The sequence below is a fragment of the Cellulosimicrobium sp. ES-005 genome (assembly GCF_040448685.1).
GTDB lineage: Bacteria > Actinomycetota > Actinomycetes > Actinomycetales > Cellulomonadaceae > Cellulosimicrobium > Cellulosimicrobium cellulans_G.
In genome coordinates, this window is the sequence record NZ_CP159290.1 from 1,174,912 (window position 1) to 1,199,857 (window position 24,946).

17 protein-coding genes are annotated in these 24,946 nt (G+C 75.4%); 10 read left to right on the forward strand and 7 right to left on the reverse strand.

Annotated features, from left to right (window positions below; all coding sequences use genetic code 11):
- Positions 1-56: 56 nt before the first annotated feature.
- On the forward strand, positions 57-2,228 hold the full coding sequence (locus ABRQ22_RS05050; RefSeq protein WP_353708785.1) for a thiamine pyrophosphate-dependent enzyme: 2,172 nt from the start codon (positions 57-59) through the stop codon (positions 2,226-2,228).
- Between the two features lie 20 nt (positions 2,229-2,248).
- Positions 2,249-3,688 (forward strand): dihydrolipoamide acetyltransferase family protein, encoded by a 1,440-nt coding sequence (locus ABRQ22_RS05055; protein WP_353708786.1) that lies wholly within the window; start codon positions 2,249-2,251, stop codon positions 3,686-3,688.
- Positions 3,689-3,851: 163 nt separating this feature from the next.
- On the opposite strand, the gene ABRQ22_RS05060 is transcribed toward ABRQ22_RS05055, so the two are convergent.
- The 5 genes from ABRQ22_RS05060 to glgX form a co-directional block, all read right to left on the reverse strand.
- Complete coding sequence (locus ABRQ22_RS05060) at positions 3,852-5,231, reverse strand: iron-containing alcohol dehydrogenase (RefSeq protein ID WP_353708787.1); 1,380 nt, start codon at positions 5,229-5,231, stop codon at positions 3,852-3,854.
- Positions 5,228-6,106 carry an HAD-IIA family hydrolase gene (locus ABRQ22_RS05065; protein ID WP_253053491.1) on the reverse strand — a complete coding sequence of 293 codons (879 nt, stop codon included), beginning with the start codon at positions 6,104-6,106 and terminating at the stop codon, positions 5,228-5,230. The genes ABRQ22_RS05060 and ABRQ22_RS05065 overlap by 4 nt, the downstream gene beginning before the upstream one ends.
- Before the next feature lie 152 nt (positions 6,107-6,258).
- Positions 6,259-7,428: a hypothetical protein gene (locus ABRQ22_RS05070; RefSeq protein WP_253053493.1), complete on the reverse strand. Its 1,170-nt coding sequence runs from the start codon at positions 7,426-7,428 to the stop codon at positions 6,259-6,261.
- 58 nt (positions 7,429-7,486) lie between these two features.
- Positions 7,487-9,241 carry an FAD-binding dehydrogenase gene (locus tag ABRQ22_RS05075; RefSeq protein ID WP_353708788.1) on the reverse strand — a complete coding sequence of 585 codons (1,755 nt, stop codon included), beginning with the start codon at positions 9,239-9,241 and terminating at the stop codon, positions 7,487-7,489.
- 126 nt (positions 9,242-9,367) lie between these two features.
- Entirely contained in the window at positions 9,368-11,638 is a 2,271-nt protein-coding gene (glgX, locus tag ABRQ22_RS05080) for a glycogen debranching protein GlgX (protein ID WP_353709501.1), read from the reverse strand.
- Positions 11,639-11,842: 204 nt separating this feature from the next.
- Between glgX and ABRQ22_RS05085 the strand changes: the two genes are divergently transcribed.
- The 3 genes from ABRQ22_RS05085 (at position 11,843) to ABRQ22_RS05095 (ending at position 15,959) form a co-directional block, all read left to right on the forward strand.
- On the forward strand, positions 11,843-12,658 hold the full coding sequence (locus ABRQ22_RS05085) for an electron transfer flavoprotein subunit beta/FixA family protein (RefSeq protein ID WP_253053505.1): 816 nt from the start codon (positions 11,843-11,845) through the stop codon (positions 12,656-12,658).
- Positions 12,659-12,671: 13 nt separating this feature from the next.
- Complete coding sequence (locus ABRQ22_RS05090) at positions 12,672-13,679, forward strand: electron transfer flavoprotein subunit alpha/FixB family protein (protein ID WP_353708789.1); 1,008 nt, start codon at positions 12,672-12,674, stop codon at positions 13,677-13,679.
- Between the two features lie 144 nt (positions 13,680-13,823).
- Positions 13,824-15,959, forward strand: a complete 2,136-nt coding sequence (locus ABRQ22_RS05095) for a PhoX family phosphatase (RefSeq protein ID WP_353708790.1) — start codon at positions 13,824-13,826, stop codon at positions 15,957-15,959.
- A 96-nt stretch (positions 15,960-16,055) separates the two neighbouring features.
- On the opposite strand, the gene ABRQ22_RS05100 is transcribed toward ABRQ22_RS05095, so the two are convergent.
- Entirely contained in the window at positions 16,056-17,102 is a 1,047-nt protein-coding gene (locus ABRQ22_RS05100; RefSeq protein ID WP_353708791.1) for an aminoglycoside phosphotransferase family protein, read from the reverse strand.
- 220 nt (positions 17,103-17,322) lie between these two features.
- Between ABRQ22_RS05100 and ABRQ22_RS05105 the strand changes: the two genes are divergently transcribed.
- Both ABRQ22_RS05105 and mnmA read left to right on the forward strand, forming a co-directional pair.
- Positions 17,323-18,606, forward strand: a complete 1,284-nt coding sequence (locus tag ABRQ22_RS05105) for a cysteine desulfurase family protein (protein WP_353708792.1) — start codon at positions 17,323-17,325, stop codon at positions 18,604-18,606.
- Positions 18,603-19,781, forward strand: coding sequence for a tRNA 2-thiouridine(34) synthase MnmA (gene mnmA, locus ABRQ22_RS05110; RefSeq protein WP_353708793.1), 1,179 nt, complete (start codon positions 18,603-18,605; stop codon positions 19,779-19,781). The genes ABRQ22_RS05105 and mnmA overlap by 4 nt, the downstream gene beginning before the upstream one ends.
- Here mnmA and ABRQ22_RS05115 read toward each other — a convergent pair.
- The gene (locus ABRQ22_RS05115; RefSeq protein ID WP_353708794.1) at positions 19,754-20,182 is read right to left on the reverse strand and encodes an ester cyclase; all 429 of its coding nucleotides are present in this window, start codon (positions 20,180-20,182) and stop codon (positions 19,754-19,756) included. The genes mnmA and ABRQ22_RS05115 overlap by 28 nt on opposite strands.
- 173 nt (positions 20,183-20,355) lie before the next feature.
- Between ABRQ22_RS05115 and ABRQ22_RS05120 the strand changes: the two genes are divergently transcribed.
- The 3 genes from ABRQ22_RS05120 to ABRQ22_RS05130 all read left to right on the forward strand — a co-directional run bounded on the left by ABRQ22_RS05120 (position 20,356) and on the right by ABRQ22_RS05130 (position 24,828).
- A complete protein-coding gene (locus tag ABRQ22_RS05120) occupies positions 20,356-21,405 on the forward strand; it encodes a hypothetical protein (protein ID WP_353708795.1) in 1,050 nt (349 codons plus the stop codon).
- Between the two features lie 169 nt (positions 21,406-21,574).
- Positions 21,575-22,354: a beta-phosphoglucomutase family hydrolase gene (locus tag ABRQ22_RS05125; RefSeq protein ID WP_353708796.1), complete on the forward strand. Its 780-nt coding sequence runs from the start codon at positions 21,575-21,577 to the stop codon at positions 22,352-22,354.
- Positions 22,351-24,828, forward strand: a complete 2,478-nt coding sequence (locus tag ABRQ22_RS05130; RefSeq protein ID WP_353708797.1) for a glycosyl hydrolase family 65 protein — start codon at positions 22,351-22,353, stop codon at positions 24,826-24,828. The genes ABRQ22_RS05125 and ABRQ22_RS05130 overlap by 4 nt, the downstream gene beginning before the upstream one ends.
- Positions 24,829-24,946 lie beyond the last annotated feature (118 nt).

Below are 24,946 nucleotides of genomic sequence, written 5' to 3' on the forward strand. Positions count from 1 at the left end.
TCGGCCGGACAGCACCCCGTCACGCGACGGACGACACGCCCGAGGAAGGCGATCCTATGCCGAAGACCAAGGCACTCAAGCCGGCCGCCACATGGGTCGAGCTCAGCACCACGACCGCGGACTGGAAGGCCGCCGACCCGCGGCTCCTCGAGACCATGCTCGTCCAGCTCCACCTCGTGCGCGCGTTCGAGGAGGAGGTCCTCGAGCTCGCCGGGCAGAAGCTCATCAACGGTCCGGCCCACTCCTCGATCGGCCAGGAGGGCGGCGCCGTGGGCTCGGTCCTGCCTCTCGTCGCGGCGGACCAGATCAACGGCTCCCACCGCGGCCACCACCAGTTCCTCGCCAAGGCGCTCGGCTACGTCCAGCCGGACGGCTTCGACGCGCGCGCCGAGCTCGGCGACGACGTGCGCACCGTCCTCTACCGGTCCCTGTCCGAGATCGCGGGCCTCGCCGACGGCTACTGCCGCGGCCGTGGCGGGTCGATGCACCTGCAGTGGAAGGAGGCCGGGGCCATGGGCACGAACGCGATCGTGGGCGGGGCCGTCCCCTTCGCGACCGGCTTCGCCTGGGCGGACAAGCACTCCGGCACCGACAACGTCGCCGTCACCTACTTCGGGGACGGTGCGGTGAACATCGGCTCGGTGCTGGAGAGCTTCAACCTCGCCGCCGCCTGGGACCTGCCGGTCTGCTTCTTCATCGAGAACAACCAGTACGCCGTCTCGACGACGGTCGAGGAGGCGACCGGCGACCCGCGCCTGTCCGCGCGCGGGCTCGGCTTCGGCATCAAGAGCTGGCGCGTCGACGGGCAGGACACGCTCGCCGTCTACCTCGCCATGCAGCAGGCCGTCGAGCACATGCGCGCGGGCGGCGGCCCGACGATCGTCGAGGCGGACACGTACCGCTACTTCCACCAGAACGGGCCGTTCCCCGGCAGCGCGTTCGGCTACCGCGCCAAGGAGGAGGAGCAGGCGTGGCGCGACCGTGAGCCGATCCGGACCGTCGAGGCACGCGTCGTGGAGCGCGGGCTCCTCACCCCGGACGAGTGCGCGCAGGTGCGCGCGCGGGCCAAGGCCGCGATGAAGGAGATCTCCGCCTCGCTGCTCGAGCCGGTGCCCGGCGGCAAGCCTGGCCAGCAGCAGATCCGTCCCGCGCTGTGGCCCGACACCGACTTCATCGACGTCGGCATCCGCGGCGACCTGTCCGGGCTCGACGGCGCGGACGTCCGCGACGTCGCGGACTTCGGTTCCGAGGAGCTCGAGCAGCGCAAGTTCGTCGACGTCGTCGCCGACGTGATGCACCGCCGCATGTCGGCGGACGAGCGGGTCGTCGTCATGGGCGAGGACGTCCACAAGCTCAACGGCGGGTCGCGCGGCGCGACCAAGGGGCTCGGGACGGACTTCCCCGACCGCACGCTCGGCACGCCCATCGCCGAGGCCGCGTTCAGCGGCCTGGGGGGCGGCCTCGCGCTCGACGGGCGCTACTACCCGGTCGTCGAGCTCATGTACGCCGACTTCATCTGGGTCGCCGCCGACCAGCTCTTCAACCAGATCGGCAAGGCACGGCACATGTTCGGCGGCGACCACGACATGCCGCTGCTGCTGCGCATCAAGATCGGCACGGGCACCGGCTACGGCTCGCAGCACTCGATGGACCCCGCGGGCATCCTCGCGACCTCCGTCGGGTGGCGCATCGTCGCCCCGTCCACCCCGCTCGACTACGTCGGGCTGGTCAACGCGGCGATGCGGCTCAAGGACCCCGTCGCGGTGCTCGAGCACGACGCCGACCTGTACAAGGCCGTCATGGACGCGCCGAAGGACCTCGACTTCTGCCTGCCCGTCGGCAAGGCCGCGATCCGCCGGTCCGGCAGCGCCGCGACCGTCGTCTCCTACCTGTCGATGGTCCAGCGCTGCGTCGACGCCGCGGACGAGGCGGGCGTCGACGCGGAGGTCGTGGACCTGCGCTGGCTCGACCGCGCGAGCGTCGACTGGGACACGCTCGGCGAGTCGATCCGCAAGACCAACAAGGTGCTCGTCGTCGAGCAGGGCTCGGCCGGCACGTCGTACGGCGGGTGGCTCGCGGACGAGATCCAGCGGAGGTACTTCGACTGGCTCGACGCCCCGGTGACCCGCGTGCACGGCTCCGAGTCGTCGCCCAGCATCTCCAAGGTGCTGGAGCAGGCGGCGCTCGCGAGCACCGCCGACGTCGCCGCTGCGCTGCGCGCGCTCTGACCCGACCTGGAGGACGAGAGATGGCAACCTACCTGAGACTGCCCGGCGTGTCCGCCGACTCCGACGAGGCGGCGCTCGAGGGCTGGTCCGTGGAGGCCGGGCAGAAGATCGCCGCGGGCGACGTCGTGGCGACCGTCGAGACCGAGAAGGCGGTCGTCGACATCGAGTGCGACCAGGACGGCGTCGTGCACGCCCTCGTCGTCGAGGCGGGGACGCTCGTCCCGGTGGGCGACCCCATCGCGGTGCTCCTCGCGCCGGACGAGGACCCGGCCGCCGGCGACGCGCTCCTCGCGGAGCTCGGCCTCGGCCCGGCGTCCGACGCGGCGGAGCCCGCGCCGGAGCCGGCGCCGCCCGCTGCCCCGGCTGCGCAGGAGCCTGCTCCGGTCGCACCCGCCCCGGCGGAGCCCGCCCCGGCGGAGCCCGCGCCGGCGGCGCCCGCGGCCGACGCCCCGGCCGCACCGGCCGCACCGGCCGGGCCGGGCGCGAACGGCGGGCGGATCTTCGCGAGCCCGCTCGCGCGCCGGATGGCGCGCGACGCGGGGCTCGGGCTCGACCAGCTCGACGGCACCGGCCCCGGCGGTCGCATCGTGCGCGACGACGTCCTGCGCGCGATCGCCGCCGCGCAGTCGCCGGCGGCGGCGACCGCGGCCCCGGCGGAGGCGCCCGAGGCGCCGCGACCTGCGACGACGTGCGCGACCCGGGCCGCGAGCGCCCCCGCCGAGCCGCCCGTGGCGGCGACCGCGGCGACGGGCGCACCCGCCGTGCGGACGTCGGCGTACGGGCCGTACGAGGAGGTCCCGCACTCGAAGCTGCGTCGTCTCGTGGCCTCGCGGCTGCAGGCGAGCAAGCAGGAGGCGCCGCACTTCTACCTGCGCGCGCGGGTCCGGGTCGACGAGTTGCTCGCGCTGCGCGCGACCGTCAACGCCTCGTCGCCCGTGCGCGTCTCGGTCAACGACTTCTTCGTCCGGGCGGCGGCGCGCGCCCTCGTCGACGTGCCCGAGATGAACGTCGTGTGGACGCCCGACGCCGTGCTGCGCTTCGAGCGCGCCGACGTCTCGGTGGCGGTGGCCTCCGAGCGCGGGCTCGTGACGCCGGTGGTGCGCGGGGCGGACTCGCTCTCGCTCGGTGCGCTCTCGACGGCCGTCAAGGACCTCGTCGCGCGCGCCGGTGAGGGCCGTCTGCAGCAGGACGAGCTCGAGGGCGGTGCGCTGACCGTGACGAACCTCGGCATGTACGGCGTCCGGGAGTTCGACGCGATCATCAACCCTCCGCAGGTGGGCATCCTCGCGGTGGGGGCGGCGGTCGCGGAGCCGGTCGTCGTGGACGGCGAGGTCCAGGTCGCGACGGTCGTGCACCTGACGCTGTCGGTCGACCACCGCCCGGTCGACGGCGTGGTGGCGGCCCGCTTCCTCGCCCGTCTCACGGAGATCGTGGAGAACCCGTTGCAGGCGCTCGTCTGACGGCGACCGTGCCGCGACGGCCCGCACCCCGACCGGGGTGCGGGCCGTCGTCGTCTCCCGCGGCGTCGCACGACGCGCGCCGGGGGCCGCGCACCCGGTCGCCGCGGGACGACGAAGGGCCGCACCCGCCGGGTGCGGCCCTTTGCCGTGGAGGAGGGGACTCTCAGAGGCCGCCGCCGTGGCGTGCGGCGAGCGCCAGCACCTCGTCGAGCAGGGCGTCGTCCCACAGGCCGGCGAGCAGGAGCAGGTCGGGGAGCGTGAAGCGGTCCCGCATCAGGGGCAGCGAGCGCAGGACCCAGCGCACCTCGTCCTCGCCCACGGTGGGCGTGAGCTCGGAGAACCGCGTCGGCGCGCCCCAGGCCCGCAGCACGTCCGCCGGGACGGCCGGGTCGGCCGTGAGCCCGCGCAGGGTCTCGCGGTGCTCGTCCCAGGCGTCGACGGCGGCCCGCGCCGCGTCCTGCCGCTCGGCCCAGAGCGCGAGCTTGCGCTCGACGGCGGTCCAGCACTCGGCGCCCACGCGTCCGCTCGGGTCGACGACGGCCCACGTGGCCGCGACGCGCCCGCGCAGGTCGGTGGGCGGGGAGAGCACCGCGGTCTCCAGCGCGGCGCGGTCGAGCCGGTCGAGCGCCAGCTGCCACAGGCTCGCCGCGACGACCGTCGCGACGCCGACCTGGGCGCCGTGGAGGTCGTGCGGCTCGTCGCGCGCCATGGCCGCCATGTCGAGGAGGTGGCTCATCAGGTGCTCGGAGCCCGAGAGGGGCGCGGTCGTGCCGCAGATCCCGATCGACAGGCCACCCACGGTGAGCGCGTCGACGAGCGCGGAGAGCGCCTCGGCGGACTCGGCCGGGTGGGCGCGCAGCCGGGCGACCGCCTCCTGCACGGGCCGGAACACCTCGGGGTCGTACCCGGCGTCCATGCCGAACGCGCCGGCCAGGTACCAGTCGGCGGGCGCGGTCCAGGTCGCGGCCGCGTCGCCGACGCCGGAGCGCGTGAGGTGCGGGGGCGCGGCGGCGAGCACGTCGTGGTCGACGAGCAGCGCGGCGGGCCAGGCCGTCGGGGCGGTCCGCTTGGCGCCGTTGCGCACGAGCACGGACAGCGCGTCGGAGTAGCCGTTGACGGACGCCGCGCACTGGACGACCACGAGGCGCGCCCCGGTCGCGGCGACGACCGCCTTCGCGAGGTCGGTGACCGTGCCGCCGCCCGTCGCGACGACGACGTCGTAGCCCTGGCAGCCGATCGTCGCGGCGTCGACGGTGTCCTCGTCGAGCACGACGCCGTGCGCCGTGCGGCGGACAAGGGTGTCGTCGACGAACGTCGTCCCGGCCCGCGGGGACGACGCGAGCCGGAGCACGGTCGCGACCACGTCCCTCCCGTCGTGCACGATCCGCGCGCCGTCGTGGAGCACCGTGACGCGGCGCGCGTCGAGCCGGCGCAGGACGTCGGGCAGCGCGTCGAGCGCGCCGGGCGCGGAGACGACGTCCTGCAGGGGGAGCGCGCGGAAGGCGGCCGGCAGCGCGGTGGCCTCGCTCGGCGTCGTCGTCATGCCCGCACCTCCCGCCGGGCCACGTCCCACAGGTGGCCCGCGGGCTGGAGCAGGTCGTCGACGCGCTCGAGCAGGAGCGTCGGTGCCTGCGCCGCGGGCGTGCGCAGCGCGGTCGCACGGTCGGTCTCGCCGGTCAGGACGAGCGCGGACGTCATGCCCGTCGCGTGGGCGAACGCGACGTCCGTGCTGAGGCGGTCGCCCACCATGACGGTCGTCGCGGGGTCCAGCCCGGTCTCGGCCGCGATGATCTCCAGGAACGCCGGGTCGGGCTTGCCGAAGACCGCCTCGCACGCGACGCCGGTCGCGGCGGTGATCGCGGCGACGACCGACGCGCAGTCGGGCTCGCCGCGGCCGCCCGGGAACGGGCAGAACCGGTCGGGGTTCGTCGCGACGAAGCGCGCGCGGCCGTGGACGAACAGCGTGTCGAACGCGACCTGGAGCTTGCGGTAGTCGAACGAGCGGTCGTACGACGCGACGACGAGGTCGATCTTCTCGGGGTCGTCGCTGATCGTGCAGCCCTCGGCGAGGAGCGCGTCGACGAGCGGCTGCTCGGAGATCGGGAAGACCGTGGCGCCGGGGGCGTGCGCGCGCACCCACGCCACGGTCGCGACGAGGCTCGTGTAGACGTCCTCGTGGCCCGTGGGGATGCCGAGTCGCGTGAGCTTGTCGGCGTAGTCCTGCGGGCTGCGCGTGGGGTTGTTGCTCACGAAGAGCACGCGCGCGCCCTGCGCGCGGAGGGTCGAGACGAGCTCCGCGGCGCCGGGCAGGAGGTCGGTGCCGAGGTAGATCGTGCCGTCGAGGTCGAACAGGTAGGTGTCGAAGTGCCGGTGCGCCGCGCGTCCTGGCGCCTCGCGTGTCGTGGAGGTCAGAGGCATGGTGCTCCTCGTCGAGCCGGTCGGGCGGGCAGCACTGCACCGCTCCATACCGCGTAGGGTGTGTACAGACGTGTCTGTACAACCTTCGCCCGAGGGATGCCCCGTGTCAAGCAGCCGGGGGCGTCGCGGGTCCGTCGCGGGTGCGGTGCGGGTCAGCGGCGGTCGGCCGCGAGCAGGTCGAGGTAGCGGGCCCGGACCGCGAGCACGTCACGCAGCTGCGTCTCGATGCCGTCCACGAACTCCTCGCGGTACACGGCGTCGACCTGGACGGAGATGGCGTAGTACAGGCCGGTGAACGTCGCGATCGCGACCGAGACGCGCACGAGCGTCTGCGTGACCACGAGGTCCGCGCCCCCGACACCGCCCCCGCCGGCGAGCGAGAGCGTCCGCCGCCACGTGCCGCCGTCCACGTCCCACAAAGCCATGACCTCGGGCGTGACGGTGAGCGTCCCGAGGGCCATGAAGAACACGCCCATGCCGAGGCTCACCACGAGGACCTGCAGGAGCTGGCTCGTGGCGATCATCGTCGCGAGGTTCGCCGTCTGCCCGCGGCTGAACCGGGCCGCCCGCTCGCGCCCGGGCACGTCCCCCGCCGACCCGGCGAGCGCCGCGCGGGCCTCGGCCGGGGAACGCAGGCCGACGAACAGCACGACGAGCAGCGCGAAGAACGCGCCGAGGGCGACGTCGGCGACGCCGTGCGTGCGGTCGAACACCTGCCAGACCTCGGCGTTGTAGAACAGCACGAGCGAGAACACGAGCAGCAGGGGCAGGAGCCGCACGAGCCGCAGGAGCGCGGCGCCGAGCTCGTCGGTCACGCGCGCGAGCCCCCACCACAGCGACGACAGCACGCCGTACCCGACGACGACGCGCACCACGCCCAGCAGCACGAGGTTCCCGACGGCCGTGAGCAGCGCGTCGCCCCACTGGCCCCCGAAGACGACCGGCAGCAGCGCGGGCACGAGCACGAAGAACGCGAGCTCGGGGACCCCGACGGACTGCGGCAGGGTCGACCACGGGCGCCCGCGCAGCACGTTGAGGCCCGCGTACGCCGCGGCGAGGATCGCGGCGCCGCCGACGAGCGCGAGCGCGTTCGCCCAGGCGGGCCAGCCGGACCGGATCGCGCCGCTCAGCTCGGCGAGCAGCACGACGAGCAGGAACGGCGCCGAGCGCCCGAACACGTCGCGGTCGAGCGAGTGGCCCTCCACGAGGAGCGGGAGCCCGTTGCGGCGGAAGACGCGCTCGCACGCACGGGCGTCGAGGTGGTCGACCGCGGCGGGTGCGCCGGGTGCCGCAGTCGGGGACGCGTCGTCGGGCACGGTCATGGTCGCCGACCCTAGCGGCCGGGCACCCGCGCCCGGCGCAGGCCCGCCGCGCCTCGCGTCAGCCGAGCTCGGCCGCGAGGCTGCGGCCGGCGACGCGGCCGGAGTACAGGCACCCGCCGAGGAACGTGCCCTCCAGCGCGCGGTGCCCGTGCACCCCGCCGCCGCCGAAGCCCGCCGCCTCGCCCGCGGCCCACAGACCGGGCAGCACGGAGCCGTCGGCGCGCAGCACGCGCGCAGACGTGTCGGTCCAGAGCCCGCCGAGCGTCTTGCGCGTGAGCACTGAGAGGCGGACGGCGAGCAGCGGGCCGTCCTTGGGCGTGGTGAGCGGGCGCGGGGGCGAGACGCGGATGAGCCGGTCGACGCGGTAACGCCGCGCCATCGCCGTCGCGACGACCTGCGGATCCTTGCCGAGGCCGGTGCGGACCTGCTCGTCACGCAGATGGACGATGCGCGCGAGGGCGTCGGCGTCGACGTGGCCGCGCGATCCTGGGGTCGCGTCCACGAGCGCGTTCATCCCGGCCGCGAGCTCCTCGGGCGTGTCGGCCCACACGAACTCGGGCGACTGCTCCGCGAAGCGTGCCACCGGCCCGACGGCGCCCGGCAGCACGCGCTGCGCGAGCAGCCGGACGTCCTTGCCGGTGAGGTCGGGGTTCTGCTCGGAGCCCGACAGCGCGAACTCGGTCTCCATGATCGCCTTGTTGAGCACGAACCAGGAGTGGTCGTCGCCGCGCTCGGTGACGTGCTGGAGCGCGCCGAGCGCGTCGAACCCGGGGAACAGCGGGGCGGGCAGCCGGTTGCCGTCGGCGTCGAGCCACAGCGAGCTCGGACCCGGCAGGATGCGGATCCCGTGGTCCGTCCACACCGGCGAGTGGTTCGCGATGCCCTCGGGGTAGTGCCACATGCGGTCCTCGTGCACGAGCGCGGCGCCCGCGTCGGCGGCGACGCCGATCATGAGCCCGTCGGTCGAGTCGGGGACGCCGGACAGCATGCGGGCGGGCAGCCGGCCCGCCGCCTGCGGCCAGCGGGAACGCACGAGCTCGTGGTTCGCGCCGATGCCGCCCGACGTCACGACGACGGCGCTCGCCGCGATCTCGACCTCGCCGACGACCTCGCGCGACGACGGCGCGCCGCGCTCGACGTCCGACGGCGCGAGAACCTCCGCGCGCACGCCCGTCACCGCGCCGTCGGTCACGACGAGCGACGTGACCCGGTGCCGGAACCGCAGGTCGAGCAGACCCGCGGCCCGGGCGTCGAGCGCGGCGCGGACGAACGGCTCGAGGATCCCCGGCCCGGTGCCCCACGTGACGTGGAACCGGGGGACGGAGTTGCCGTGGGCGCCGGCCGCGGACCCGTCGGCGCCCGAGCGCACCGGGTACCCGCCGCGCTCGGCCCACTGCACGAGCGGGAACCACCGCACGCCCTTGTCGTGCAGCCAGTCGCGCATCTCCCCGGCCGCGAAGTTGACGAACCCGCGCGCCCAGGCGTACCCGTGGCGGTCGGGGCCCTCGCCGCGGTCCGCGCCGGGCGCGAACCGCGCGGACCCGAGCCAGTCGTCGAACGCGAGCTCGGCGGAGTCCGTGACGCCCATGCGCCGCTGCTCGGGCGAGCCGACGAGGAACAGGCCGCCGAACGACCACCACGCCTGGCCGCCGAGGCTCGCGGCCGGCTCCTGGTCGAGCAGGACGACGCGGCGCCCCGCCGCGGTGAGCTCGGCCGCCGCGACGAGCCCGGCGAGGCCGGCCCCCACGACGACGACCTCGGGGTCCTCGATCCTGGGGGAGCTGACGGGGGAGTCGACCGCGCTGTCACTCATGCGGGAAGAGTAGAGCACGTGTCCAGACCTGGGCGGGCCCGGTGGGCGCGTGCGACAACGCCTCTACCTCGTGCGACCACGGCTCTACCTCGCGCGACCATGCCTCTACCTCGCGCGACCGGGGCTCTACCTCGGCGGGGTGGAGACGTAGACGCGCAGGCTCAGGGCCTCGAGCCCGACGACGTCGCCCGCGTGGGCGGTGCCGTCGCCGTTCGCGCGGTCCCGGTCGTCGGGGTGCTCCCAGTCGGAGTCCCACGCGAGGTCCCAGCGCTCGGGGTCGGCGCCGGCCGCCGCCCGCACGCCCGGGAGCGTGACGTCCACGGGGTCGAGGGCGCCGGCGAGGACGACCAGCACGTCGGCGTCGCCGGGCTCGGGCGCGGTCCGCAGCATCTGGAGCGTCCGGACGGCAGGGTCGTGCCACGCCGCGTGGTCCAGGAGCTCGCCGTCGGCGTCGAACCACACGAGGTCGGGCACGCCGACGCCGTCCGCCCTGTGCCGCGTCGCAGCGTCCGTCGCGGCCCCCGTGGCGCGGGGCCGTCCGGTGAAGAACGTGTCGGGCCGCAGCGCGGGGTGCGCGCGCCGCAGGGCGAGCAGGTACCGCGCCGTCGCGAGCAGGTCCTTGCGCCACGGCGAGAGGTCCCACGAGACCCAGGACGTCTCGTCGTCCTGCACGTAGGCGTTGTTGTTGCCGCGCTGCGTCCGGCCCATCTCGTCGCCCGCGGTGAGCATGGGGGTGCCCGCGGCGAGGACGAGCGTCGCGAGGAGGTTGCGGATCGACCGGCGGCGCAGGGGCGCGATCTCCACGCCGAGCCCGAGCGCGTCGAGCCCGGCGCCACCGCCCGCCCGTGCGTCCGTGGCCACGACCGGGCCCTCGAGGCCGTGGTTCCACGACCGGTTGTCGTCCGTCCCGTCGCGGTTGTCCTCGCCGTTCGCGAGGTTGTGCTTGTGGTCGTACGCGACCAGGTCGGCGAGCGTGAACCCGTCGTGCGCGGTCACGTAGCTCACCGACGCGACGGGTCCGCGCAGCAGCGGCGGGTCGGAGTGGCCGAACAGGTCGGCCGAGCCCGCGAGCCGGGTCGCGAGGTCGCGCACGCCGTGGCCGGGACGCCCGTGGGACGCCTCGCGCGCGTCGGCGAGCCAGAACTGGCGCGCCGCGTCGCGGAACCGGTCGTTCCACTCGGCGAGCGGCGGCGGGAACTGCCCGGTCCGCCAGCCGCCCGGTCCCACGTCCCACGGCTCCGCGACGAGCTTGAGCCCGCACAGCACCGGGTCCGTCTGGAGGGCGACGAGGAACGGGTGGTCGGGGTCGAACCCGGATGCTCCGCGCCCGAGCGTGACCGCGAGGTCGAACCGGAACCCGTCGACCCCCACGACCTCGGCCCAGTACCGCAGCGAGTCCAGGGCGGCCCGCACCACGGCGGGCCGCCGGAAGTCGAGCGAGTTGCCCGTCCCGGTGACGTCGGCGAGGCGTGCGGGCGAGCCGCCGTCGTGCAGGTAGTACCCGGCGTTGTCCAGCCCGCGCCACGACAGGTGATAGCCGTCCGCGCCGCCCTCGCACGTGTGGTTGTGCACGACGTCGAGCAGCACCTCGATCCCCGCCTCGTGCAGCAGGTGGACCATGCCGCGCACCTCGTCGAGGACGGCGCCCGGCCCGGCCTCCTGGGCGTCGCGCGTCGCGTACGCGGCGTGGGGCGCGAAGAACCCGAGGGTCGAGTAGCCCCAGTAGTTGGTGCGCCCGCTCGCGAGCAGGTGCGGCTCGGGCACGTTCGCGTGCACCGGGAGCAGCTCGACCGTCGTCACGCCGAGCGACCGCAGGTGCTCGATCGTCGCCGGGTGCGCGACGCCCGCGTACGTGCCGCGCAGGTGCTCGGGCAGGGCCTCGAGCCGCTGCGTGAGGCCGCGCACGTGCGCCTCGTAGACCACGGTGTCGCGCCAGGGGACGCGCGGTCGGGGCGCCAGCGCGCCCGCGGGCTCGGCCACGACCACCGCGTGCGGGACGAACGGCAGCGAGTCGCGCGCGTCGGCCGGGCCGTACGGGTCGTCGCCGACCTGCCCGTGGATCGCGGGGTCGTCGACGAGCTCTCCCACGAGGCCTCGCGCGTACGGGTCGACGAGCAGCTTCGCGGGGTTGTGCCGCAGCCCGGCGGCGGGGTCCCAGGGCCCGTGGACGCGGAACCCGTAGCGCTGCCCGGCGCGGACGCCCGGGACGTGGGCGTGCCAGACGCCGTACGCCGGCCCGGCGAGCGGGACGCGGCGCTCGCGGTAGCGGGCGGGGTCGTGCGTGGGCAGCGCGTCGTCGACGACGTCGACGAGGCACAGCTCGACGGCGGTCGCGTGCGACGCGAGGACGGCGACGTCGACGCCGTCGCCCACGACGCGGACGCCGAGCGGCGGCACGAGGGCGTGCCGGTCGACGCGTCCCGGCGCGGCCGGGCGCGCGGGCTCGCCGGTGGCCGGGGGGAGGGGGCTCGGGTCGGAGGGCACGTGCACCCGTCCATTGTGGCGGGTGTCACCGGCTCCTCCCGCCGCCCGCCGGTAGGCTTCCCCGAGCGGGCCGGGAACCTCTCCGGCCGACCGCCCAGCGCACAGGGAGAGCAGCCGATGCGGATCGTCGTCGCCGTGAAGTACGTCCCGGACATCCACGCCGACCGGGGCTTCGAGGGCGGGCGCGTCGTGCGCCGGGCCGACGAGGGGACGCTCAACGAGCTCGACGAGAACGCGGTCGAGGCCGCGCTGCGCCTCAAGGAGGCGCTGCCCGAGGCCGAGCGCGAGACCAGCGAGGTGATCGTCCTCACGGTGGCCGGGCCGGACGCCGACGGCGCCGTGCGCCGCTCCTACCAGCTCGGCGCGGACCGCGGCGTGCGCGTGAGCGACGACGCGATCGCGGGCTCCGACTACTTCGGCACCGCGCGCGTGCTCGCCGCCGCGGTGCGCCGCCTCGCGGACGAGGCGCCGGTGGACGTCGTCGTGACCGGCATGGCGGCGCTCGACGGGCTCGGCTCGGTCGTCCCGGCGCTCCTGTCGGCGGAGCTCGGGCTGCCGCAGCTCACGCTCGCCGGGAAGCTCGAGGTCGAGGGGGAGCCGGGCGCGCGCAGCGCGCGCGTGACGCGCGAGCTCGACGGCGTCGAGGAGGTCCTCGAGGCGCCGCTCCCCGCCGTGGTGTCCGTGACCGACCACGCGAACGACCCGCGCATGCCCAACTTCAAGCTCATCATGGCGGCGCGCACGCGCCCGGTGGAGGCGTGGACCCTCGCCGACCTCGGCGTCGACCCGGCGCTCGTCGGCGACGCCGGCGCGCGCACGCGCGTGACCGACGCGTCGCCCCGCCCGCCGCGTCCCGACGCCGAGATCGTCGTCGACAAGGGCGAGGGCGGACGCGCCCTGGCCGAGTTCCTCATCCGCAACGACCTGGTCTGAGAGGCGTCCGCCCATGAGCACCCCCGGGACCCGTACCGTCCTCGTCCTCCTCGACTCCGCCGGCACCGAGCTGCGCTCGCCCGTGCTGGAGCTGATCACCGTCGGCCGCTCGCTCGGGCGCGTCGAGGCCGTCGCGCTGGAGGCGCCGAGCGTCGACGTCCTCGCCCAGCTCGGCGCCCACGGCGTCGCGCTCGTGCGCCAGGCCGAGCCGTCGTCGGGCGGGGAGGTCGTGACCGGTGACGCGCTGCACCTGACGCCCGTCGTGGCCGAGGTCCTCGCCGCCGCGGCGCGCGCGTCCCACGCCGACGCCGTCCTGCTCACGTCGTCCTTCCCGAACAAGGAGGCGGCGGCGCGCCTCGCGTTCCTCACCGAGGCCGGCCTCGTCGTCGACGCGTCCGCGCTGACCGACGGCGGCACGCACCTCGTCGCGGACAAGCGCGTCTTCGCGGGGTCGTGGGACGTGCGCAGCGAGATCCTCACCGACCCCGCGGTGCTCACGCTGCGCGCCAACTCCGTCGTCCCGCAGCCCGCGGACGCGGCCGTCGCGACCGACGTCGAGGCGCTGCGCGTCGAGCTCTCGCCCGCCGCGACCGCGGCGCGCGTCGTGTCCCGCACGGTCGACGAGTCGGCCGGCGCGGGTCGCCCGGCGCTCGGCGAGGCGGCGATCGTCGTCGCCGGGGGGCGTGGCACCAACGGCGACTTCGGTCCCGTCACCGAGCTCGCCGACGCGCTCGGCGCGGCCGTGGGCGCGACGCGCGACGCCGTCTACGAAGGCTGGCACGACCAGTTCGTCGGCCAGACGGGCGTCACCGTCGCCCCCCGCCTGTACATCGGCGCGGGTATCTCCGGCGCCCCGCACCACCGCGGCGGCATGCAGGCCTCGCAGGTGATCGTCGCCGTGAACAACGACCCGGAGTGCCCGCTGTTCGAGATCTCGGACTTCGCGGTCGTGGGCGACCTCGCGGACGTGCTGCCCCAGGCGGCCGAGGTGCTGCGCGAGCACCGCGCGTCGCAGGGGTAGCCGGTCGCCGCCCAGCGGGCGACCAGCCGGTGCCGAGAGTTCACCCGGCGTCCTCCGGGCGGTGGCCCGCTGGTCACCGATCGTTCCTAGCGTCGGGCCGACTCCCCGGTGACGGGGAGGCCCCCCGACCCGTGGAGACGACCGATGACGATCACGCCTGCCCCCGAGCATCGCCCCCTGCTCTCCGTCGCGCCGCACGCGCGCGGCAAGCGCAGCCCCGTCACCTGCCGGCTGAAGTGCGCGGACGCGTGCTCGCACCCGGTCCCCAACGAGAGCGCCAACGAGACGTTCCGCGACGTCGTCGCCGGCGCGATGTCGCGCCGTGCGCTGCTCGGCGGGCTCGCGGTCGGTGCCGCCGCCGTCGTGCTCGGCGCGCAGACCGTCGGCGCCGCGCCCGCCGCCGCCCAGGGGCTGCCCGCCCACGGTGGCGGCCACGGCGGTGGGCGCCCGCAGAAGGGGCTCGCCTTCGGCGCGATCTCGCCCCAGCCCGCGGCGCGCGACGCGTTCGTCGTCCCCGAGGGCTACCGGTGGCGGCCCGTGATCCGCTGGGGCGACCCGATCCTGCGCGGCGCCCAGCCGTTCGACGTCGCTCGCCAGACGCCCGAGGCCCAGGCGGGACAGTTCGGCTACAACAACGACTACCTCGACATCCTGCCGTTCGAGCGCCAGCACGCCCTCGCGGGCGCCCAGGGCAAGGGCAAGGGCCCCGGCCGGGGCACGCGCGGCCTGCTCGTCGCGAACCACGAGTACACCAACCCGGCGATCATGTTCGACGCCTCGTACGACGCCCCGACGCGGCGGGCCATCGAGCGCGCCGCGCACGGCATGTCCGTCGTCGAGGTGAGCCGCCGCCGCACGGGAACCCCGTGGGACTACGTCGCGGACAGCCGGTACAACCGCCGCGTGCACCTGGCGACCGAGTTCCGCCTGACCGGTCCGGCGGCCGGCACGGACCTCGTCAAGACCGTCGCGGACCCGTCGGGGACGCGCGTGCTGGGCACGCTCAACAACTGCGCGGGCGGCACGACCCCGTGGGGCACCGTGCTGTCGGGCGAGGAGAACTACAACGGCTACTTCCGCACGTCGGGCACGGGTCACGACGCGCGCTACGGCCTGCGCGACGCCGCGACGGGGTACGGCTGGGAGCTCGACGACCCGCGGTTCGACGCCCGCAACCCCGGCTACGAGAACGAGCCGAACCGCTTCGGCTGGATCGTCGAGATCGACCCGTACGCGCCGGACGAGCCGCCGGTGAAGCACACCGCGCTCGGCCGGTTCAAGCACGAGGGCGCCAACGTGATCCTCTCGCGCCGCGGGAACGCGGTCGCGTACATGGGCGACGACGAGCGCTTCGACTACGTCTACAAGTTCGTCTCCTCGCGCACCATGCGCCCCGGCAACAGCGACGGCGCCCGCCGCCACAACAAGACGCTGCTCACCGAGGGCTCGCTGTACGTCGCGAGGTTCCGCGGCGACTCGCCCGCGTCCGAGATCGACGGGTCGGGCGCGGTGCCGTCCGACGGCGCGTTCGACGGCCGGGGCGAGTGGGTCCCGCTCGTCCTGGACGGGCGGAGCCAGGTCCCCGGCATGAGCCTCGAGGAGGTGCTCGTCTACACGCGCGTCGCGGCGGACCAGGTCGGGGCCACGAAGATGGACCGCCCCGAGGACGTCGAGCCCAACCCGGTCACGGGCCGCGTCTACGTCGCGTGCACCAACAACACCTCGCGCGGGCCCGCGGCGGTCGAGGCCGCGACCGAGCCGAACCCCCGCAACACCAACCGCGACGGCCACGTCGTGGAGATCGTCGAGGACGGCGACGACGCTGCCGCCCTGACGTTCCGGTGGAACCTGCTGCTCGTCGCGGGCGACCCGGCGACGAACGCCTCGACCTACTTCTCGGGCTACCCGAAGGAGAAGGTCTCCCCGATCTCCTGCCCGGACAACCTCGCGTTCGACGCCGAGGGCAACCTGTGGATCTCCACCGACGGGCAGCCCAGCACGATCCAGAAGTGCGACGGCCTGTTCAAGGTCACGCTCGACGGCCGCGAGCGCGGTCGCGTCGAGCAGTTCCTCTCGGTGCCGCGCGGCGCCGAGACGTGCGGGCCGCTCGTCGACTCGGCGGACCGCATGGTCTACGTGGCGGTCCAGCACCCGGGCGAGGACGGGTCGTTCGACGCGCAGGCGTCGTACTTCCCCGACTACCTGACGCCGGGCACCCCGGTCCCGACGGGCGCGTTCGCCGGCCCGCGGCCCTCCGTCGTCCAGGTGTGGCGCGACTGACGCGCCTCCCGCACGGCCGAGGGGTCCGGCGTCGCGACGGCGCCGGACCCCTCGTCGTCCGCCGCACCTCCGGGAGACCCGTCCCGTCCGGGAGCCTCAGAGGCCCAGGTGCTCCAGCCACGCGAGGGCGGCGACGCCCTGGGCGCGCTGGAACGCGCGCAGGCGGGGGATCGTCGGGACGGCGGGCTTGCGGGCGGAGTGCAGGAAGTACCCGGCGATCCCGGCGACGACCGACCGCAGGTCGGCGGGGTGCACGTCGCCCCCGAGGGGGTGCGCCGCGAAGGTCGACGCCGCCCACGCGCCGCCGCGCGCGCGGCGCGCCGGGTCGGCGCTCACCGTGACCGGTTCGCAGACGTCCACCACGCCCTGCATCACGACGCTCGGCAGGAACATCGCGAGGTCGAGCCACGCCGCGCCGCGCGACGCGTGCGGCCAGTCGACGACGTAGACCTTCTCCGGCGTGAGGAGGACGTTGTCGGCGCGCATGTCGCCGTGCACGAACGACTCGCCCTCGCACGCCACGAGCGCCCCGCGCTCGGCCTCCGCGAGCGCGTCGAGGTGCGCGGCCGCCCACGGCGCGACGGCGGCCAGGCGCGGGTCGGGGTCGTCGCGCAGCGCACGCCACCCGGTCGCCATGTCGGCGAAGTCTGGCCCGGTCGGCGGCAGCCGCATCGCGCGGGCCCCCGGGACCGACGCGAGGCGGACGAGGGTGGCCAGGACCCGGTCGAGCTCGTCGGGGTCCCAGGGCGTGGCGGGCACGTGCCCGTCGACGACGGCGAACGCCAGCGCGATCCAGTCGCCGTCACCGTGGCCCCACGCGAAGCGCGGGGCGGGGACCTCGCGCGGCAGCCGTGTCGCGACCTTCGCCTCGGCGCGGTGGAGGTTGGCCGCCACGGGCTCGTCCGCGGTCCGCGCCGCCTTGACGAAGAGGCGGGAGCCGTCGTCGAACGTGAGGACGGACGCGAGCCCGGGGCTGAACCCGGCCGAGACGGAGCGCTCCTGCACGACCCGGCCGCCGGCGACCGCCTCGAGCTCGTCGCGCAGCCCGAGCGGCAGGTCTCTCCAGAGCAGGCGGCCACCGCCCGAGGCGACCGGGACGTCTCCGGCGGCCTCGACGGCGGGCGGTGCGGCGTCGTCGGGCATCGAGATGCCACTTCCCCTGTCGGTGGCTGGACGGTCTCGTCGTCGGCGCGCTCCCGTCCCGCGGCGACGTGTGGCGCGCGACGGCGGTCCTGCGACCGGGACGAGCGCCCGGCGACGGCCGGGCGCAGACCTCTGACAACCTAGCGCTTCTCGCCGCGATGTCCAGCGCCGCTCACTCCTCGGACCGGACGCGCCCGGGTGCTCCGTAGACTGGGTGATCGTGACCCACCCTTCCGGCCCCGTCCCCGCGCCGGCGGCCTACCTCGACCACGCCGCCACGACGCCGCTGTCCGTGGCGGCGCGCGAGGCCCTCGTCGACGAGCTGTCGCGCACCGGCAACCCGTCGTCGCTGCACGCCGCGGGGCGCGCCGCCCGCCGCACGGTCGAGGAGGCGCGCGAGTCGATCGCCGCGGCGCTCGGCGCGCGCCCGAGCGAGGTCGTGTTCACCGCGGGGGGCACCGAGGCGGACAACCTCGCGATCAAGGGCCTGTTCTGGGGCCGCCGCACGACCGACCCGCGCCGTCGGCGGATCGTCGTCTCGGCGGTCGAGCACCACGCGGTGCTCGACCCCGCGTTCTGGATGGCCGAGCACGCGGGCGCCGAGATCGTCCTGCTGCCCGTCGACGGCGAGGGCCGCGTGGACCTCGCCGCGCTGCGTGCCGAGGTCGCCGAGCACGCCGAGGAGATCGCGCTGATCTCCGTCATGTGGGCCAACAACGAGGTCGGGACGCTGCAGCCCGTCCAGGAGGTCGTCCAGCTCGCGCGTCCGCACGGCATCCCGGTGCACTCCGACGCGGTCCAGGCCGTCGGTCAGGTCCCGGTCGACTTCGCGGCGAGCGGTCTGGACGCGATGACCGTGTCCGGCCACAAGCTCGGCGGGCCCGTCGGCGTCGGCGCGCTCGTCACGCGGCGCGACGCGCCCCTCACCCCGGTCCTGCACGGCGGAGGCCAGGAGCGCGGCGTGCGCTCCGGCACGCTCGACGCGCCCGCGATCCGCGCGTTCGGCGTCGCCGTCGCCGAGGCCGTCGCGCACCGCGACGAGCGCGCGGCGCACCTCGCGGCGCTGCGCGACGCGCTCGTGGCGGGGGTCCGCGGGCGGGTCCCGGACGCCGTCCTCAGCGGCCCCGAGCCGGGGGCGGGCGGCCGCGACGCCGCCCGGCTGCCGGGCAACGCGCACTTCACGTTCCCCGGGGCCGAGGGCGACTCGCTCCTCTACCTGCTCGACTCCGCGGGCGTGCAGGCGTCGACCGGCTCGGCCTGCCAGGCCGGCGTGCCGCAGCCGTCGCACGTGCTCCTCGCGATGGGCGTGCCGGAGCAGGACGCGCGCGGCGCGCTGCGGTTCTCGCTCGGCGTCACGTCCACGCCCGACGACGTCGCGCGCCTCCTCGACGCGCTGCCCCCCGCCGTCGAGCGAGCGCGGGCGGCGGGTCTCGCGTCCGGCCCGACGCGTGCCGCTGCTCCGACCCGCACCGCGGTCCCGACCCGCGCGGGCGGTGCCGCGTGAGGGTCCTCGCCGCCATGTCGGGCGGCGTCGACTCGGCCGTCGCCGCGGCGCTCGCGGTCGAGGCGGGGCACGAGGTCGTGGGCGTCCACATGGCGCTGTCGCGCAACCGCGACCAGTTCCGCACCGGGTCGCGCGGGTGCTGCTCGATCGAGGACGCGGGGGACGCGCGGCGCGCAGCCGACGTGCTCGGCATCCCGTACTACGTGTGGGACCTCTCGGAGCGGTTCGAGGACACGGTCGTCGCCGACTTCCTCGCCGAGTACGAGGCCGGGCGCACGCCCAACCCGTGCGTGCGGTGCAACGAGCACATCAAGTTCGAGGCGCTGCTCGACAAGGCGACGGCGCTCGGCTTCGACGCCGTCGCGACGGGCCACTACGCGCGCGTCGTGACGCGCGACGTGCCCGACGCGTCCGCCTCGGACGGGGTGCGCAGCGTGCGGGAGCTGCACCGCTCCCCGAACGAGGCGAAGGACCAGTCCTACGTGCTCGCCGTCATGGGGCCGGAGCGACTCGCGCGCGCGATGTTCCCGCTCGGGGACTTCGCGTCGAAGGACGAGGTGCGCGCCGAGGCGGCGCGGCGCGGGCTGTCGGTGTCCGCGAAGCCCGACTCGTACGACATCTGCTTCGTCGCCGACGGCGACACGCAGGGCTTCCTCCGCGACCGCCTGGGCGCGCGCCCGGGCGAGATCGTCGACGCGGAGGGGACGGTGCTCGGCGAGCACGACGGCGCCTACGCGTACACCGTCGGCCAGCGCAAGGGCCTCGGCATCGACCGCCCCGCGCCGGACGGTCGCCCGCGGTACGTGCTCGACGTGCAGCCCGCGAGCAACCGTGTGGTCGTCGGCCCGGCCGAGCTGCTGAGCGTCGACCGCATCGAGGCCGGCGCGGCGGTCTGGTTCGACGGCGCGCGCCCGGCGCCGGGGGAGCGCGCCGACGTCGAGGTGCAGGTCCGCGCGCACGGTGCGCCGGTCGCGGCCCGGGTCCGGGCCGCCGGCGACGCGATCGAGGTCGAGCTCAGGGGCACGACGCTCCGCGGCGTCGCGGCCGGGCAGTCGCTCGTCGTCTACGACGGGCCGCGCGTGCTCGGCCAGGCCACGGTGGACCGTGCCTACCGCGCGGCGGCACGGTCGGCAGACCGGTCGGCCGGTCAGCCGGCGCCGACGGGCGCGGGGTGAGCGAGCGCGCGCACGAGCGCCGACTCGTCGCGCACGCACCAGTGCTCGACCTCCTGGCCCTCGACGAAGCGCAGCACGTGCATCTCGCGCACCCGGAAGCGCCGCCCCGTCGGCGCGACGCCGCGGAAGAACCCGGTGTGACGCGCGCTGAGCTCGACGTGCAGCGCGACGAGGTCGCCCTCCGCGACGGCGTGCAGGACCTCGACGCGCTGGTCCTCGAACGCCTCGTCGTACCAGTGCATCATCGCGAGGAGGGCGTCGACGCCGCCCTCGCAGCCCGGCGACGTGTCGTGGTTGCGGAACCCGGGCCCGAGCAGCGTCGCGAGCGCGTCGCCGTGGTTGCCGGGGATCGCCCGCGTGTGCACGGCGACCGCCGTGGCCTTGTTCTCGTGCGTGCCCATGTCGGAGCCCTTCCGCACACCCTCGTGCTCGGTGGCCGCGCGGCCCCCGGACCCCGGCGGGATCGCGGCACGGCTCGGTTTCCCAGTGTGCTCCTGGAGAGAGGTGGACGGCACGTGGTTCGTGACGAGAGGCCGGGCGACGCCCGGGGCGAGCGCTCGCGCGGGGGTGCGGCATGACCGCGGTGAGCGGGCTCGGCCCGTGGCCCGGCGGCGAGGGAGCGGACGTGCTGGAGGCGCAGCTCACGGTGCTCGGCGACCTCGCCGAGGTCCCGACGGGCGTGCGCGGGGTGCCGTTCCTCGTCCAGCTCCCGGGGCGCGGACCCGGCGCGGACGCGACCGGGCGCACCGCCGCGCTGCTGCCGGAGCTGCCCGTCGAGCTGGGTCCGCACGGCTGGAAGCTCGCCGACCACGGCGGCGCGGACCGGCGGCGGGCCGAGGCGTTCCTGCGCGAGGACCTGGAGGCGCTCGCCATCGCGGGGGCGGGGTACTCGGGCCCGCTCGCCGTGACCGTCACCGGGCCGTGGACGCTCGCCGCGGACGTCTACCTCGCCCGGGGCGACCGCGTGCTGTCCGACCGGGGCGCCGTGCGCGAGGTCGTCCAGGCGCTCGCGGTGGCCGTGGGCGACCACGTCGCGCAGGTGCGCCGGCAGGTCCCCGGGGCGGACGTCGTCGTGCAGGTCGACGAGCCGCTGCTCGCCCAGGTCGGGGCGGGCGTGCTCCCGTCGTTCTCGGGCTACTCGCGCCTGCGCGCGGTGCCCGGCCCGGACCTCGTGGACGGGCTGCGGCCCGTGCTCGACGCCGCACGCGCCGCGTCGGCGTCGACGGTCGTCCACGTGGGAGGCGCCTGGGTGGGCGTGGCGCCCGTCGTGCTCGCGGGCGCCGACGCCGTCGGTCTCGCGCTCGGGCCGTGGGACGAGAAGACGTGGGAGACCGTCGCGCGCGCGGTCGAGCGGGGCGTCGGCCTGTGGGCCGCGCTCCCGCCCGCACAGGTGTCGCAGTGCGCCGGCCCCGCGCTGGGCGAGCTCGCCGACCTGGTGAGCGTGCCGTGGCGCCGGATCGGGCTCCCGCTGCCCGCGCTCGACGACGTCACGCTCCTGGGCGCCCCCCGGGGTGCCGGGGGAGGGCCCGGTCGCGGCGTCGCGGGCACCCCCGACGAGCACCGCGCCCTCCTCGCGAACCTGGGCCGCGTCGCCGACGTGCTGGCGGAGCGAGCCCACGCCTGAGCGCCGCCTGGGCGTCGGCTCGGCGGCTTCCCGCACACCGCCCGTCGTGCGTACGCTTGACCCCGCGCGGCGGTCACGACGGCGACGTGCGGACGGCCGTGCCCCGGCTCTCCGGACGGCACGGACGTGTCCTCCGCGCCGACCCGTCCCCCCACCGCGAAGGACCCCCATGCCCGTCCTGCGAGCCGTGCTGTTCGACCTCGACGGCGTGCTCACGCCGACCGCCGAGCTCCACATGCGCGCCTGGGAACGGCTGTTCGCGCCGTACTGCGCCGCGCACGGCCTCGCCCCGTACACCGCCGCGGACTACTTCGCGTCGATCGACGGCAAGCCCCGGTACGACGGCGTCGCGACGTTCCTCGCGTCGCGCGGCGTCGAGCTGCCGCGCGGCGAGGTCACGGACGCGCCCGGCGAGGGCACGGTGTGCGCGCTGGGCAACCGCAAGGACGAGATCGTCAACCGCATGTTCGCGGACGAGGGCATCACGCCCTACCCGGGCTCCGTGCGCTTCCTCGACGCCGTGACCGGGGCGGGCGCCGCCGTCGCGGTCGTGTCGTCGTCGCGGAACACGCCCGCGGTCCTCGCCGCCGCGGGGCTGACGGACCGGTTCGACGTCGTCGTCGACGGGAACGTCGCCGCGCGCGAGCACATCGCGGGCAAGCCCGCTCCGGACACCTACCTGCGCGCGGCCGAGCTGCTCGGCGTCCCGGCCGCGGAGGCGGTCGTCGTGGAGGACGCGCTCTCGGGCGTCCAGGCCGGTGCCGCCGGGGACTTCGGGCTGGTGCTCGGCGTCGACCGCGGCGTGGGCGCCGACGCGCTGCGCGCGCACGGGGCCGACGTCGTCGTGAGCGACCTGGGCGAGCTGGACGCGACGGTCCTCGACCGCCCGCGCGCCACCGTGGCCGCGCAGGCCGACGCCGCACCGGCCGGCGAGGAGGCGGGCGCGTGATCCGCAAGACCGCCGACGAGCAGAGCACCGTCGACCGCCTGCGCTTCCCGGCCGAGCCGTGGCGGCTCGTCGAGTCGCAGTTCTCGGCCGAGGACCTCGGCGTGACCGAGACCCTCTTCGCCGTCGCGAACGGCTACCTCGGCATGCGCGGCAACGTCGAGGAGGGGCGGGAGTCCCACTCGCACGGCACGTTCGTCAACGGCTTCCACGAGACCTGGTCGATCCGGCACGCCGAGGAGGCGTACGGGTTCGCGCGCGTCGGGCAGACCATCGTCAACGTCCCCGACGCGAAGGTCATCCGGCTCTACGTGGACGACGAGCCGCTCCTGCTGCCCGTCGCCGACCTCGTCGACTACGAGCGGTCGCTCGACCTGCGCGACGGCGTCCTGCGCCGCGAGCTGCTGTGGCGGACGCCGTCGGGCAAGCGCGTCCAGGTCCGTTCGGAGCGCATGGTGTCGTTCGTCGAGCGGCACCTGGCGATCATGACGTTCGAGGTGACGCTGCTCGACGCCGCGGCGCCCGTCGCGATCTCGTCGCAGATCCTCAACCGCCAGGACGGGCAGGACGAGTACCACGTGCGCTCCGCCTCGCTCGGCGAGGGGTTCGACCCGCGCAAGACCGACCAGTTCTCCGGTCGGGTGCTCCAGCCGCAGTCCCAGTGGGGCGACGACGAGCGGCTCGTGCTCTCCTACCGCGCCACGAACTCGGGCATGACGCTCGCCGTCGCGGCGGACGACCTGCTCGAGACCGAGAACGAGTGGGACGTGCGCACGCAGGTCGACGAGGACCTCGCCAAGCACGTGTTCCGCGTCCACGCGGAGCCCGGCCGCCCCATCCGGCTCACCAAGCTCGTCGCGTACCACACGTCGCGCGGCGTGCCGTCGCGCGAGCTCGTCGACCGCTGCCGCCGCACGCTCGACCGCGCGCGGGAGACCGGCGTCGACGGCCAGCTCTCGCTCCAGCGTGAATGGCTCGACGACTTCTGGGCGCGCTCCGACGTCGAGGTCCCCGGCCAGCCCGGCATCCAGCAGGCCGTGCGCTGGAACCTGTTCCAGCTCGCCCAGGCGACGGCGCGCGCCGAGGGCAACGGCGTCCCCGCCAAGGGCCTCACGGGCTCCGGGTACAGCGGGCACTACTTCTGGGACACCGAGATCTACGTCCTGCCGTTCCTCACGTACACGAGCCCCCGGTACGCGCGCAACGCGCTGAGGTTCCGCTACCAGATGCTCGACGCCGCCCGCCGTCGTGCCGGCGAGCTGTCGCAGAAGGGCGCTCTCTTCCCCTGGCGCACCATCAACGGCGAGGAGGCGTCCGCCTACTACGCCGCCGGTACCGCGCAGTACCACATCGACGCCGACGTGAGCTACGCGCTCGTGCAGTACGTGCGCGCCACGGGGGACGTCGACTTCCTGCGCCGCGAGGGCGTCGACATCCTCGTCGAGACCGCCCGCATGTGGGAGGACCTGGGCTTCTGGCGCGCCAACGGCGACGACAACTTCCACATCCACGGCGTGACCGGCCCCGACGAGTACACGACCGTCGTCAACGACAACCTGTTCACCAACGTCATGGCACGGTTCAACCTGCGCGCGGCCGCGATCGTCGTCGAGCGCATGAAGGCCGAGCACCCCGAGGACTACGCGCTCCTCGTGGACCGGCTCGGGCTCGGCGCCTACGAGGCGGCGGAGTGGGTCCGCGCGGCGGACCACATGTCGATCCCGTACGCCGAGAGCATCGGGATCCACCCGCAGGACTCGCACTTCCTCGAGCGCGAGATCTGGGACCTCGCGCACACGCCCGCGGACAAGCGACCGCTGCTGCTGCACTACCACCCGCTCGTCATCTACCGCTACCAGGTGCTCAAGCAGGCCGACGTCGTGCTCGCCCTGTTCCTGCAGGGCCAGCACTTCACCGCGGAGGAGAAGCTCGCCGACTTCGAGTACTACGACCCGTTGACCACGGGCGACTCGACGCTGTCCGGCGTCGTGCAGTCGATCGTCGCGGCCGAGGTCGGGTACCACGAGCTCGCGCTCGAGTACTTCGTGTCGTCGCTGTTCGTCGACCTCGCGAACCTCCACGCCAACGCGGCCGACGGCGTGCACGTCGCCTCCGCGGGCGGCACGTGGTCCGCGCTCGCGTGCGGGTTCGGAGGCATGCGCGACTCCGACGGCGACCTGACCTTCGACCCGCGGCTGCCGCAGGAGTGGGAGTCCCTGACGTTCCGCGTCCAGTGGCACGGCTCGCGCCTGCGCGTCACCGTGCTCCCCGACGCGATCGAGTTCGACGCGGAGACCGGCGACGGCGCGCAGGTCAGCGTGCGCGGCGAGCGCGTCAAGGTCGTGCCGGGCGAGCTCACGCGCGTCGCGCTCGACGGCCAGGGCCCGGTACGCCCCGGCCGCCCGAGCCTGCGCGCGCTCTCGGGCAACCGCCGCGACGACGGCACCCTCATCACGGCGACGGTCCCGCACTCCTGACCCCGGTTCCGCGAGGTAGACCGCGGTTGCACGAGGTAGGGCCGTGGTCACCTCGTGCCCGACGGCGGTCTGGTCACCTGGGGTGGGCGGGGTGGGTGGTGGTGGCGCGTCTACCATC